This is a genomic window from Methylophilus rhizosphaerae, from assembly GCF_900100975.1.
Taxonomy (GTDB): Bacteria; Pseudomonadota; Gammaproteobacteria; order Burkholderiales; family Methylophilaceae; genus Methylophilus; species Methylophilus rhizosphaerae.
Genome location: NZ_FNFX01000002.1, coordinates 119,977 through 133,298, shown reverse-complemented (window position 1 = coordinate 133,298; position 13,322 = coordinate 119,977). Strand labels below are relative to the sequence as shown.

Below are 13,322 nucleotides of genomic sequence, written 5' to 3'. Positions count from 1 at the left end.
TTTTATTTTATATCAATCGACTATGAGTTTTTCTTAGCGTAATTGATTAATCCGTTGGTGGAGCTGTCAAAGCAGGTGACGGCATCAGCATTATTCAATAATGGCAGAATCTGGCTGGCAATCTGTTTACCGTATTCCACGCCCCATTGATCATAGCTGTTGATGTCCCAGATAATGCCTTGTACGAAAATCTTGTGTTCGTACAAGGCAATCAGCTTACCTAAAGTATAAGGGGTCAATTGTTTAAACATGATGGAGGTGGTGGGGCGGTTACCTTCAAAGATTTTGTGCGGTAACAGATCTTCCAGCGCCTGCCCGGACAAGCCCTGGTTCACCAGTTCTGCACGCGCTTCTTCGCGGGTTTTGCCCAGCATGAGCGCCTGGGTTTGTGCCAGGAAGTTTGCCTGCAGAATTTTGTGATGCTGGTCGTCAGGCTGTCCGACTTTGTAATGACTGTTCACGGGCATCAGGAAGTCAGCAGGAACCATTTGTGTGCCCTGGTGAATCAACTGATAAAAGGCATGCTGTCCATTGGTACCTGCTTCACCCCAGATCACCGGCCCGGTTTTATAGCTGACGCGGCTACCGTCACGGCAGATGAATTTACCGTTACTTTCCATATCCGCCTGTTGCAGGTAGGCGGCGAAGCGTGACATGCCTTGATCGTAAGGCAGGATGGCATGCGTATCGACATGGAAGAAATTGTTATACCAGATGCCGAGCAGGGCCATGATGACCGGCATGTTCTGTTCCAGTGGTGCCGTCAGGAAGTGTTGGTCCATGGCATGCCCGCCCGCCAGCATTTGTTCGAAGTTATCCATGCCGACATACAGCGCAATTGACAGGCCAATGGCAGACCACAGTGAATAACGGCCACCCACCCAGTCCCAGAACGCGAACATATTGTTGGTATCGATACCAAAAGCTTCTACGGCTTTGGCATTGGTCGAGAGGGCCACAAAATGTTTGGCTACGTGTTGTTCATCTTTGGCACTCTCCAGGAACCAGCGGCGTGCAGAGTGCGCGTTGGTCATGGTTTCTTGAGTCGTGAATGTTTTGGAGGCTACGATAAACAGTGTGGTTTCCGGATTGCATTGTTCCAGCGCGCGCATCAGGTGCGCACCGTCAATATTGGAAACAAAATGTGCCTTTAAATCCGGGCTGGCATAGGGTTTGAGTGCATCGCACGCCATGACAGGGCCCAGGTCAGAGCCGCCGATACCGATGTTCACGATATCCGTGATGCGTTTGCCGCTGTAACCCGTCCATTGGCCATTGCGTACCTGCTCGGTGAATGTGCGCATTTGCGCTAATACTGCGTTTACTTCCGGCATGACGTCTTTGCCGTCAACATATACTGGCGTATTACTGCGGTTGCGCAGGGCAGTATGCAGGACAGCACGATGTTCGGTGATATTGATTTTCTCACCAGAGAACATGCGCTGGCGCCACTCTTCAATACGTGAGTCACGTGCCAGCTGGAACAACAGGGAGAGCGTGTCTTTGGTCACGCGGTGCTTGGAGTAGTCCAGCAGGATATCATCTACTGTTAAGCTGAATTCTTCGAACCGGTTGGCGTTCTGTTTAAACAGGTCGCGCATTTGAATATTGTGTATGTCACTTTGATGCTGGGTAAGCGCGTGCCAGCTAGGATGAGTGGTTAGTTTTGCCATGTTATGTTGTTGCTTAGTTTTTCAAGTCAGTTTAATTTCAATTTCAATAGGGCTTGCAATCACGGTTTTGGGCCGCGCTTGCAAGCGCCAGGTAATGCGTTCAGTCTAATCAGTTATTGTAACTGAAGTATGACACCGGCCAGTGGCGGCAAGTTTATGCTAATAGAGACAGGATGTTCCATCCATGGCATGGCATCGGTTTGACAGCCTGACCCGTTGCCGAAGTCGCTACCACCATAACAAGCGGCATCACTGTTAAATATTTCTCTGTAGTAACCCGATTGTGGTACGCCCAAACGGTATTGCTGGCGCGGTACCGGTGTGAAATTCAGCACTATTATAACAAAACTATGGCCGTTGCCGCGCCTGATGTAACTGAGCGTGGATTGCGCGGCGTCCTGGCAGTCTATCCATTGGAACCCGTGAACATCAAAGTCGCTGGCATGCAGGGCAGGAGACTGGCGATAAAGTGTATTCAACTGGCGCACCAGTGCCTGGACCCCCCTGTGCATTTTATGTTCCGGATTACTTTCTTCCAACAGGTGCCAGTCCAGGCTTTGATTGACGTTCCATTCGCGCTCCTGTGCAAATTCGTTGCCCATGAAATTGAGTTTTTTGCCTGGCATGGTCATTTGCATGGTCAGCAGCAGGCGCAGGTTGGCAAATTTCTGCCAGGAGTCGCCAGGCATTTTCTCCAGCAGTGATTTTTTGCCATGCACGACTTCATCATGCGAGAAGGGCAGGACGAAATTTTCCGAATAGGCGTACATCTGACCGAAAGTCAGGCGGTTATGGTGGTACTGGCGGTAGAGCGGATCAAGCTGCATGTAGGTCAGGATATCGTTCATCCAGCCCATGTTCCATTTCATGCTGAACCCAAGCCCGCCAGCATATACCGGGCGTGAAACTGCCGGCCAGGCGGTAGATTCTTCGGCAATGACCAGCGCGCCCGCAAAACGCTCGCCTATCATGATATTGAGCTGCTTGAGGAATTCGACCACGTCAAGATTTTCACGCCCGCCATATTGATTGGGCAGCCATTCACCTTCATTACGCGAGTAATCCAGGTATAACATGGAAGCAACCGCATCCACCCGCAAGCCGTCAATATGGAATTCTTGCAGCCAGTAATAGGCATTGCTCAACAGGAAGCTGCGGACTTCATTGCGGCCATAGTTGAAAATATAGGTGCCCCAGTCCATGTGCTCACCGAGCCGGGGGTCGGCGTGTTCATACAGGGCTGTGCCATCAAAGCGGGCCAGTGCCCAGTCATCTTTGGGGAAATGCCCAGGCACCCAGTCCAGGATCACGCCGATATTAGCGGCATGGCAGCGGTCAATAAAATATTTCAAGTCATCCGGGCTGCCATAGCGCTGTGTTGGCGCAAAGTAGCCGGTCACCTGGTAGCCCCATGATTCATTCAGGGGGTGCTCGGCAATCGGCAGCAGTTCGATATGGGTATATCCCATGTCAGTCAGATGTGGAATCAGCGTGTCAGCCAGGCTGCGGTAGCTGAGAAAATGACCCTGTTCATCGCGCTGCCAGCTGCCGAGATGCACCTCATAGCAGTTGAACGGGGCGTGTAACCAGTCGTATTGTTGTCTTTGCTGCAGCCATTGCGCATCCTGCCAGTGGTAATGGCTCTCACAGATACGATTGGCGGTTCCCGGTCTTGCTTCGAATGCCTTGCCGTAGGGATCTGCCTTGAGCATGACCTGGCCATGCTCACGATTTCGAATTTCAAACTTGTATAAATCATGCGTGGTCAGGTGTGGGATGAATAACTCCCATACGCCACTATCACCCAAGGCACGCATGGCATGGATGCGACCATCCCATTGGTTAAAGTTGCCTACGACGCTGACACGTTCGGCATTGGGCGCCCAAACCGCAAACCTTACGCCTGCCACGCCCAGAATTGTCATCGGGATGGCACCAAGGGTATTGTAAGCTTCGAGCAACTTGCCTTCCGCGAACAGATATAGCGCTTCATCTGATAGCGTACTGTCGAATCCGTAAGGATCCACTGTCTCGTAAAGGCTTGCCTGCCCTTGTGGTTGTATGCGTAAGGATGCCGGCCGCGGCAGGGGAGCAGAAGAGGTATATACAAACAAGCCTTGCCGGTGTGCCAGTTCCATCGGTTGCCAGGCACCCTCAAGATTGATCCATACTTTTTCTGCGTGTGGCTGGAATATACGGATTTTCCAGCAACCGGCATCCGGCTGATGCGTCCCCAGGAACTGGAAAGGATCATGGTGGGTCGCATCCAGTATGCGTTGCAAATGCAGTGTATCGATGTGATGCGTAATGGGTAGTTTGGCTGTCATGCTGGCAAGGTCCGTTTGACTTAAACCAAATCCTATCAAAAAAAGTAAGCGTTGATGCCGTTTCCAGCAGAAATTCCGTTGTCTTTGCCTGCGTTATGATGCAGACTGTAAGCGTCAGGGCTGTGGTTAACAAGGACAGTTACATGCGTTGGCCAGGCTGCTTGCAGATTTAATTTCAGTATTGGAAGTGCAGGGAAAGCATCATGTCTCAATCCATGGAATTTGAAGAACGCCGAAAAGATCATCGGGGGCAGGAGCGCCACTCAGACCGGTTTATCAGTACTCTGACCAAACACACTGTGGCCATCATCCTGGCGGGAGGACGCGGTAGCCGGTTGAAGAACTTGACCGACTGGCGTGCCAAGCCCGCGGTGCAATTTGGGGGAAAATTCCGCATCATTGATTTTCCGCTCTCCAATTGCATTAATTCCGGTATCCGCCGCATTAATGTGGCGACACAATACAAGGCGCAGAGCCTGATCCAGCATATCCAGCGGGGCTGGGGCTTCTTGCGCGGCGAATTTAACGAATATGTGAATATTATCCCGGCGCAGCAGCGGTTGGGCGAGGAGTGGTACAAGGGCACTGCAGATGCAGTGTACCAGAATATTGACCTGCTACGTGAAAATGGCGGCGATTATATTCTGGTACTGGCCGGCGACCATATCTACAAAATGGACTATGGCCAGATGCTGGCCACCCATGCACGCAGCAATGCCGATATGACGATTGCCTGCATTGATGTGCCGCTTGAAGATGCCAAAGGATTCGGAGTGCTGGAAGTGGATGCCACTGACCGCGTGGTGGCATTTGATGAGAAGCCAGCCCAGCCGAAATCCATTCCGGATGATCCGACCAAAGCATTTGCGAGTATGGGCATCTATATTTTCAACGCCAAATTCCTGTATGAGCAATTGATTCGTGATGCCTATGCACCTCACTCACATCACGATTTTGGCCAGGATATTATTCCTTACATCATTAACAGGTATCACGTGCAGGCACACCGGTTCACAGAGAGTTGTGTCGGAGCGCAAAGTGGCAATTACTACTGGCGCGATGTTGGCACCATAGATGCCTATTGGGAAGCCAATATGGAACTGACCAAAGTGATTCCCGAACTGAACTTATATGACAGTGAATGGCCCATCTGGACATACCAGGAGCAACTCCCGCCCGCCAAGTTTGTCTTTAAGGATGAAGGACGTACCGGCAAGGCGACAGATTCGCTGGTTTCCGGTGGTTGCCTGATCAGTGGCTCCTGCGTATCTAATTCGGTCTTGTTTTCTGGTGTTCACGTCGCTGATTACTGTGACCTGGATGGTGCCGTGGTGTTGCCTAAAGTGAAGATCAACGAAGGCGTGGTGGTGAAGAATGCCGTGATTGACCGCGGTTGTGATATTCCGGCAGGTATGCATATCGGGATTGACCTGGCGCGTGACAGTAAACGCTTTCATGTGTCGGAAAAAGGCATTGTATTAGTAACGCCCGATATGCTTGGGCAGGATTTGTATCGTGTGAAATAAACCTACAGGTAACGGAAAGAGGTGTAAGAGATGTCCGGTCAGAAATTACTGCTGAATTTATATTGGCACATGCATCAACCGGATTACCGTGACCTGACCAGTGGTGAATATATCCTGCCATGGACTTATTTGCATGCGCTCAAGGACTATAGCGATATGGCCTACCATCTTGAGTTGAATCCTGCGGCCAGGGTGAGTTTCAACTTCGTGCCTATCCTGGTCGAGCAATTGCAGGATTATGCCGGGCAAGCCCGTCACGGCGACTGGCGGGATCCATTGTTGCGGTTGCTGTCCAAGCCGGATCTGGAGCGTATTACTGATGCGGAATGCCAGCTGATTGTCGATAGCTGCTTTAAGGCGCACCACGAAAAAATGCTGAGTCCTTTTCCGCATTACCAGCGCTTGCTGCATCTTTATGAGTTGATCGAACCGCTGATGCAAAGCGGGCAGTTTCATTATTTGTCCGCACAGTACAAGGCAGACTTACTTGTCTGGTATCACCTGGCCTGGACGGGTGAAAGCTTACGCCGCAAAAACAAGGTGATTCAGGACCTGATGCAGAAAGGCCTGTTTTTCACGCTGGAAGACAGGCAGGCGTTGTTGGATGTTATCAGCGAAACCTTACAGGGAATTTTGCCACGTTATAAAGCATTGCTGGAAAAAGGCCAGATTGAGTTGTCGACCACGCCTTATTACCATCCGATCCTGCCCCTGCTGATTGACCTGCAAAGCGCGCATGACGCAATGCCAGATGCGCCTCTACCCCAGTCAGCCACTTATCCGGATGGCCATACGCGGGCCATTGCACACGTAGAAGCAGCCAAAACGTTTCATGAAAAAGTGTTCGGGCAGGCTGCCACCGGCATGTGGCCGGCAGAAGGGGCTGTTTCACATGCCGCATTGTCGTTGCTGGCCGAACAGAATGTCGCCTGGGCCGCTACGGGGCAGGCCGTACTGGCCAATAGCCTCAGCAAACTCGGGCTGGCACACGAGCATCCACAACAATATCTTTACCAGCCATACCGCGTAACCAATGGCCAGCAGGATATCGTTTGTTTTTTTCGCGATGACCAGCTGTCGGACAAAATCGGCTTCGAGTATGCCAGGCAATATGCCAGTGAGGCCGTACATGATTTTATTCAATCACTGGAAGCCATCCTAGCCAGCAGTGGCGATGAAACGCCAGTGGTCAGTGTGATTCTTGATGGGGAAAACGCCTGGGAATATTACCCTTATAACGGCTATTACTTTTTGCAGGAGCTCTATCAGGCACTGGCGCAGCATCCTTCAATCGAGATGACTACCTTCAGTGATATTCTGGGCATGCAACAGGCACAAACCTTGCCGCAGCCGGCTCTGCTGAACGATATCTGCGCAGGGAGTTGGGTATACGGCACATTCAGCACCTGGATAGGCGAAACAGCCAAAAATCGCGCCTGGGATTTGTTGTGTGCAGCCAAACAGCAATATGACCAATATATCCATCAATTGCCGGCTGCGGCGAAAGATAAGTGCCAGCAGCAATTATCCATCTGCGAAGGTTCGGACTGGTTCTGGTGGTTCGGGGATTACAACGACACTTTCACCGTACAAAGTTTTGACCAGCTCTATCGCCGTAACCTGAGCAATCTTTACCAGCTGCTTGGCTTGGTGCCGCCGGAAAGCCTGTCCAGGCCTGTCAGCACAGGGGGTGGCCAGGCCGAAAATGCCGGTACCATGCGCCGGGGGCAATCCTGATTCATTCTCTCCACTTGAAATAATAACAATGACGCAAGCCAGACAAGCCGGTGTACTTATGCACATCACTTCCTTACCTGAAGGCAAGGTGGGGCCGGATGCCTATCGCTTTATTGATACGCTGGTGGAAATGGGCGTCGCCATCTGGCAAACCTTGCCTGTGAATATGCCACATGATGACCAGTCGCCTTACCAAAGCGTATCTGCCCATGCTGGCCATCCCGGCATGATTAGCACACAACAACTACTCAAAGAGGGCTGGTGCCTGCCTAATGAGGTGGATTTGCCTCTGCCTGCCGTGATTGCCAGAGTGATGCCGCGTGTACAGTCCAATGGTGTTTCAACGGTAGATAATCACGGCTTAAGCTGGTCAGGGTTTGCCAGGTTTTGCCAGGCCCAGCGATACTGGCTGGAAGATTTTTCCTTGTTCCTGAGCCTGCGCGAACAGCACCAGCATCAAGGCTGGCATCAGTGGCCAGAGACATATCGTCTGCATGACGACCAGGTGTTGCAGACTTATGCTGCCATACATCAGGAAACATTGACCCTGATTAAATTTACCCAGTACCTGTTTTTCCAGCAATGGGCGCAGCTAAAGCGCTATGCCAATCAGCACGGGGTCAAATTGTTTGGGGATATCCCCATTTTTGTTGCTTATGACAGCGCCGATGTATGGGCACACCCCGAATGGTTCAAACTGGATGAGTCACTGGATATGACAGTGGTTGCCGGGGTGCCGCCAGATTACTTCTCGGAAACTGGGCAGCGCTGGGGTAACCCGCATTACAACTGGGCACGGATGCAGGCCTATGGTTTTTCCTGGTGGCTGGGCCGTGTGGATACCTTGTCAACGTTATTTGATATTGTCCGTATCGACCATTTCCGTGGGCTGCAAGCCGCGTGGGAGATTCCTGCCAGCGAACCGACAGCGATCCATGGCTGCTGGCAGGAGGCGCCTGGTGATGCCTTATTGCAGGCAATTACCCGTACTTTCCCGCAAGTCAGCCTGGTAGCGGAAGACCTGGGGATTATTACGGCAGAAGTGGATGCCCTGCGCCATATCTATGGTTTGCCCGGCATGAAAATTCTGCAATTTGCTTTCGGTGGTGGCGAAGATAATCCATACTTGCCGGAGAATATCGAGGAAAATAGCGTCGCCTATACCGGCACGCACGATAACGATACGACATTGGGCTGGTATCTGGCGGCGCCTGAACATATACGGGCCCATGTGCAGCATTATCTGCAGCAGGTATCGCCAGAGATGCCGCAAGCATTGATACAACTTGCATTGCAAAGTGCTGCCTGCCTGGCGGTGGTGCCCATGCAGGATATTCTGGGGCTGGATAGTCGAGCCCGCATGAATACGCCGGGCACAACCCAGGGCAACTGGGCGTGGCGTATGGAGTGGTCACAATTAACGGATGAGAAACAACAAGTGTTTAAACAAATGATTAAAGAAAGTGGCCGGGTATATGTCTGATGGGGGGGCCGAGTTACGTTTGGGACTGGATGTCGGTGGAACGAATTTAAGGCTGGGGGTATTTTCTGACCTGACCTTGCTGGAAGAAACCCGTTTCCAGGCCAATTACTCTGCGATTTGCAAGCAATACCCGCCAGAGCAGGCCTGGCAGAAAATACTACAGGAAACTGCCCAGGCGATTAAACCGTTACTGCAGAAATACCCCGGTATTCAGGCAATTGGTATTGGCTTTCCTGGATTTATTGACCCGCAAACCGGCGTGCTGGCGCAATCTCCCAATTTACCTGGTTTACTGAATGTGAACCTGGGGGCGGATTTAACACAACTGCTGGGTTTTAATGTGCGCGTGGAAAATGACGCTAACGCAGCTGCCTATGGCGAATATTGCCGATTGGGGCAACCCGCAGGCGGCATGCTGTATTTAGGCTTGGGCACAGGTGTTGGTGCTGGACTAGTGACCAACGGTCAGGTATGGGTCGGGCAACACGGCTATGCGTTTGAGGCCGGGCATATCATTGTGGAACCGGGAGGCCGTTTATGTGGTTGTGGCAATCGCGGCTGCGTGGAACAATATGCCTCTGCCACCAGCATTAGCAATGCATACGCAGAGCAGGCCGGCCAGAGATTGACTGCACGAGAGATTGCCGTGCTAGCCGAGCAAGGCGATGCGATAGCCCGTGCGATATACGTTTTTGCAGGTGAAAAACTGGCGCAAGCGCTGGCCACCCTGTTGAAAATTGTCGATGTGGAGCATGTGGTCATCGGTGGTGGTGTGGTTGCGGCCTGGCCATTACTGCAGGCGGCATTTACGCAGCGGCTGGAGCATGACCTGATTCCGGTATTGCGTGGCAAAACTCAAGTACACTTGTCGTGCGCCAGCGACCAGGCTGGTATCCTGGGTGCTGCCTTACTGGCAGGATAGCGGATTAGCTGGCGATGCCATGCCGGGCTAATGCCCATTGCACATGCTCTCTGAGCAATTCGTTTTCATCCTGTTGCCGTGATCGCAATGCACTGACGACGGCGGGGGAGGTAGGCGCATTCCCCAAGCCTACTGCGACATTGCGCAGCCATTGCAGATAACCGATGCGATAAATGGCGCTGCCGGCCATGCGTTGCTGGAACTCTGCTTCTGTCCAGGTAAAACATGTCACCAGGTCTGCGCTATCCAGGCCATTGCGCACAGAGAAATCGCTTTCCTCAGTGGAAACCGAAAACTTGTTCCAGGGACAAATCAGTTGGCAATCATCACAACCATATACCCGGTTGCCAATTAGCGGCCGCAACTCCGGCGGAATACTGCCTTTATGTTCAATGGTTAAATACGAAATACAGCGGCGCGCATCCAGCTCATAAGGCGCGACAATCGCTTGGGTGGGGCAAATATCAATGCATGCGCTGCAACTGCCACAATGCGAACTGGTAGGCGGGTCTATTGGCAAGGGCAGGTTGGTGTAGATTTCCCCGAGGAAAAACCACGAGCCCTGCTGGCGGTTCAGCAGCAAAGTATGCTTGCCACGCCAGCCTACGCCGGCCTTGGTCGCGAGTGCGACTTCCAGCACCGGTGCGCTATCGGCAAACACCCGGTATTCAAAATTACCGAAATGTTCGGTAATGCGGGAGCATAACTGTTGCAGTTTCTGCCGCATCACCTTGTGGTAATCGCGCCCCATGGCATAACGGGCAATATAGGCTTTGTCCGGGTTTTCCAGCACTTGCCAGCTATTTTCGGCATGTTCTGGCATATAGTCCAGGCTGACTGATATCACACGCAATGTCCCCGGTACCAATTCTGCCGGGCGGCTTCGCTTAGTGCCGTGTTTTGCCATATAATCCATGTCGCCATGGTAGTGTTTGTCCAGCCAGCTTAATAAGCCTGGTTCTGCGGCAGATAAATCGGTATCAGTAATGCCGAGGTTGCCAAACCCCAATTCGCGCGCCCAGCCCTTGATTGTCGCTGCCATATTGCCGGCGGCCTGATGGTCAGGCAAATGAATAGGGATGGGATGTGAACAGTGTGACATGACAGAAACGTATTCTACACAGATTTTAAAAGACGAAGCAGCCACCATCCATGCCGCAGGGGTGTTAGCCAGGCAATTGCAGCCAGGACAGGTGATTTACCTGCATGGCGACCTGGGTGCCGGCAAGACTACGCTGGTGCGCGGTATCCTGCATGCCTTGGGCCATACCGGCAAAGTCAAGAGCCCGACCTATACCATTGTCGAACCTTATAATTTAGCGGTGGGATCATGTTACCATTTTGACCTGTACCGCTTTCAGGATCCGGAAGAGTGGGAAGCCGCCGGCTTCCGGGATTACTTCAATGCCACCAGTATCTGCCTGGTCGAATGGCCGGAAAAAGCCGGTCATTTGTTACCCGATGCCGATATTGAGATTCAATTTGATATTTTGCCGCATGGACGTATATTGCATATCACCAGCCGGCAAGCGCTGTCATTGGAAGGTCTATGCCAGTAAGCCGCATTAATCGTCACCAGTCCTGGATACTGGCAATGCTGTTATTCATTTCCAGTGCCATGACGCACGCTACTGAAGTTATCCTGGCAAATTTGCAGCAGCAGGGGAGCCAGGCACACCTTGAGCTATTGCTTGATCAACCGATCAAATACCGGGTTTTCACGCTGGATAACCCTTTCCGCGTAGTGATCGACATGGATGATGTCGCCATCAGTCCCACACTTAAAGCGCTGCCGCCGCAACTGGATGCCCAGCATCCCTACCTTGCCAAACTGCGTATCGCGCCCTTTACAGAAACAACTACCCGCCTGGTGTTTGATATTAAATCCGATATCAAACCGCTGGTGACGGATATGAATGCAGGCAGTTCGCAACAACGCCTGGCGATCAGTATTGCCCCCGCCACCAGCACGGAGCCACCCATGGGTTCACCGGCACTGACATATTCGAAACAGTTGCAGAACGCACAGGCTAACCAGCCGGAGGAAAAGCCTGCTGAGGCCAGCGAGCCGAAGGCTGAGCCTCCGGCAGTTAATGCCAGCGCGGAGAAGCCTGCTGATAAACCCGCAGAAAAATCCATAGATAAACCAATCGAGCAGCCAGCAAAACAAGCCAAACCAGGCCAAAAACTGATTACCATTGCGGTGGATGCCGGCCATGGCGGCGAGGATCCTGGTGCCAGGGGCTCCAAAGGCAGCCATGAGAAAAATATCACCCTGGCTATTGCACGCAAACTCAAGCAGCAGATTGATGCTGAAGACAATATGCAAGCCATCCTGATCCGTGATGGCGACTATTTTGTGCCACTGGGAGATCGCGTTAAAAAAGCGCGTGCGGCCAAGGCTGACCTGTTTATTTCCATTCACGCCGACTCATTTGTGAATAGTACGGCACGAGGCTCTTCGGTATTTGCCTTGTCCGAGCGTGGCGCAACCAGTGCCGGTGCACGCTACCTGGCGAAAAAGGAAAACGCGGTAGACTTGATTGGCGGCGTTGCCATTGATACCAAGGATATGGACCTGGCGCGCACCTTGCTGGATTTATCACAAACAGCCACCATTCATGACAGTATCCGCATGGGTAAGGCTGTGTTGGGACGCATCGCCAAAATCAATACCCTGCATTCCAAATATGTGGAACAGGCGGCGTTTGCGGTACTGAAATCGCCGGATATCCCTTCTATTCTGGTAGAGACGGCGTTTATCAGCAACCCGGAGGAAGAGGCGAAACTGAATGATGACGGTTACCAGGATAAGCTGGTAAATGCGATTTTGTCAGGGGTAAAGTCGTATGTGGCGACGAATCCTTCGTTCTCGAAGAAATAAACATCATTCCGTCGTAGGGTGTAGCAGGGGTTTCGCAGGGCATACTCGGTGCCTGCGGAACGGCAGGCTTATGCAGGAGTCAACTCTCCATGCCGTCATTCCGGCGTAGACCGGAATCCAGGCGAGGTTGATGCTTAGCTTGGGTACAATCGAAGAGGGAGTGCCGCACTTGCTGTAAGTCCTAAATAGGTATTTCTTGGATATTCACCATTTTATTTCGCCTTTAGGCGAGTGACTTTCCTTTGCTTGCCCAAAGTAAAGTAACCAAAGCAAAGGGCACCCTAGCTTCCGCTTGTTCCCTGCGTTGCTCGTCAAAATAAGCGGTCACGAAACTCAACCTGGTAGCTCACACAAGACGTGAGCTACTGCGGGATTCGGACAGTCGCTCCCTTTTCCCTTATTTTGCCTGCGCTACTCGGCGCGTCAGATAGGGGTCGTTTAAACCCACCACGATGAGATATTGGTTGTACATAATCGGTGGCGGGCGCTAAGTGAGTTCTAAACTTCTAAACCACTTCAAGAAAACATATTTCCGTTATTGTTTCCACGATGTTTGAGCGTGATGCAATGAAAAGAGATACACCTAGGTAAATGCGTGTGTTTTTCATGGGTCCCTATCTGACACGCCGAGTAGCACAGGCAGCGTGGGAGCCTTCGGCCAGCGTCTGTTTGAGTTCCGCGGTGGCTTGCGTTTTGTGCAAGCCGCTAGGGCGAGTTTCGTTGGCCGCCCACGGTGATGAGCAACGGAGGGAACAAGTGGAAGCTAGGGT

Annotated in this window: 9 protein-coding genes; 6 read left to right on the top strand and 3 right to left on the bottom strand. The window is 52.0% G+C overall.

The genetic code is table 11. The features are described from left to right. Positions 1 to 20: 20 nt before the first annotated feature. Both pgi and glgB read right to left on the bottom strand, forming a co-directional pair. Positions 21 to 1,673, bottom strand: a complete 1,653-nt coding sequence (gene pgi / locus BLP53_RS04400) for a glucose-6-phosphate isomerase (RefSeq protein ID WP_091470722.1) — start codon at positions 1,671 to 1,673, stop codon at positions 21 to 23. Between the two features lie 113 nt (positions 1,674 to 1,786). Next, positions 1,787 to 4,000: a 1,4-alpha-glucan branching protein GlgB gene (gene glgB / locus BLP53_RS04395; protein WP_091470719.1), complete on the bottom strand. Its 2,214-nt coding sequence runs from the start codon at positions 3,998 to 4,000 to the stop codon at positions 1,787 to 1,789. A 203-nt stretch (positions 4,001 to 4,203) separates the two neighbouring features. Here glgB and glgC point away from each other — a divergent pair, with 203 nt between their 5' ends. The 4 genes from glgC to BLP53_RS04375 are packed head-to-tail and all read left to right on the top strand — an operon-like array spanning position 4,204 to position 9,668. Then, entirely contained in the window at positions 4,204 to 5,526 is a 1,323-nt protein-coding gene (gene glgC / locus BLP53_RS04390; protein ID WP_091470716.1) for a glucose-1-phosphate adenylyltransferase, read from the top strand. 30 nt (positions 5,527 to 5,556) lie between these two features. Next, positions 5,557 to 7,263: a glycoside hydrolase family 57 protein gene (locus tag BLP53_RS04385; protein WP_091470713.1), complete on the top strand. Its 1,707-nt coding sequence runs from the start codon at positions 5,557 to 5,559 to the stop codon at positions 7,261 to 7,263. 28 nt (positions 7,264 to 7,291) lie between these two features. Then, entirely contained in the window at positions 7,292 to 8,746 is a 1,455-nt protein-coding gene (malQ, locus tag BLP53_RS04380; protein ID WP_091470711.1) for a 4-alpha-glucanotransferase, read from the top strand. Continuing rightward, positions 8,739 to 9,668 (top strand): ROK family protein, encoded by a 930-nt coding sequence (locus BLP53_RS04375; RefSeq protein WP_091470709.1) that lies wholly within the window; start codon positions 8,739 to 8,741, stop codon positions 9,666 to 9,668. The genes malQ and BLP53_RS04375 overlap by 8 nt, the downstream gene beginning before the upstream one ends. Positions 9,669 to 9,672: 4 nt before the next feature. On the opposite strand, the gene queG is transcribed toward BLP53_RS04375, so the two are convergent. Beyond that, positions 9,673 to 10,770, bottom strand: coding sequence for a tRNA epoxyqueuosine(34) reductase QueG (gene queG, locus BLP53_RS04370; protein WP_091470706.1), 1,098 nt, complete (start codon positions 10,768 to 10,770; stop codon positions 9,673 to 9,675). Here queG and tsaE point away from each other — a divergent pair. Together tsaE and BLP53_RS04360 are read left to right on the top strand one after the other, a co-directional pair. Beyond that, on the top strand, positions 10,769 to 11,227 hold the full coding sequence (tsaE, locus tag BLP53_RS04365) for a tRNA (adenosine(37)-N6)-threonylcarbamoyltransferase complex ATPase subunit type 1 TsaE (RefSeq protein ID WP_091470703.1): 459 nt from the start codon (positions 10,769 to 10,771) through the stop codon (positions 11,225 to 11,227). The two genes, queG and tsaE, sit on opposite strands and share 2 nt — an antisense overlap. Further along, positions 11,218 to 12,552: an N-acetylmuramoyl-L-alanine amidase gene (locus BLP53_RS04360; protein WP_176755215.1), complete on the top strand. Its 1,335-nt coding sequence runs from the start codon at positions 11,218 to 11,220 to the stop codon at positions 12,550 to 12,552. The genes tsaE and BLP53_RS04360 overlap by 10 nt, the downstream gene beginning before the upstream one ends. The last annotated feature ends 770 nt before the right edge of the window (positions 12,553 to 13,322 follow it).

Coding starts and splice junctions, on each gene's coding strand:
- queG (WP_091470706.1), bottom strand. CDS start 10,770: ATGTCACACTGTTCACATCCCATCCCTATTCATTTGCCTGACCATCAG.
- BLP53_RS04385 (WP_091470713.1), top strand. CDS start 5,557: ATGTCCGGTCAGAAATTACTGCTGAATTTATATTGGCACATGCATCAA.
- BLP53_RS04360 (WP_176755215.1), top strand. CDS start 11,218: ATGCCAGTAAGCCGCATTAATCGTCACCAGTCCTGGATACTGGCAATG.
- glgC (WP_091470716.1), top strand. CDS start 4,204: ATGTCTCAATCCATGGAATTTGAAGAACGCCGAAAAGATCATCGGGGG.
- glgB (WP_091470719.1), bottom strand. CDS start 4,000: ATGACAGCCAAACTACCCATTACGCATCACATCGATACACTGCATTTG.
- malQ (WP_091470711.1), top strand. CDS start 7,292: ATGACGCAAGCCAGACAAGCCGGTGTACTTATGCACATCACTTCCTTA.
- tsaE (WP_091470703.1), top strand. CDS start 10,769: ATGACAGAAACGTATTCTACACAGATTTTAAAAGACGAAGCAGCCACC.
- BLP53_RS04375 (WP_091470709.1), top strand. CDS start 8,739: ATGTCTGATGGGGGGGCCGAGTTACGTTTGGGACTGGATGTCGGTGGA.
- pgi (WP_091470722.1), bottom strand. CDS start 1,673: ATGGCAAAACTAACCACTCATCCTAGCTGGCACGCGCTTACCCAGCAT.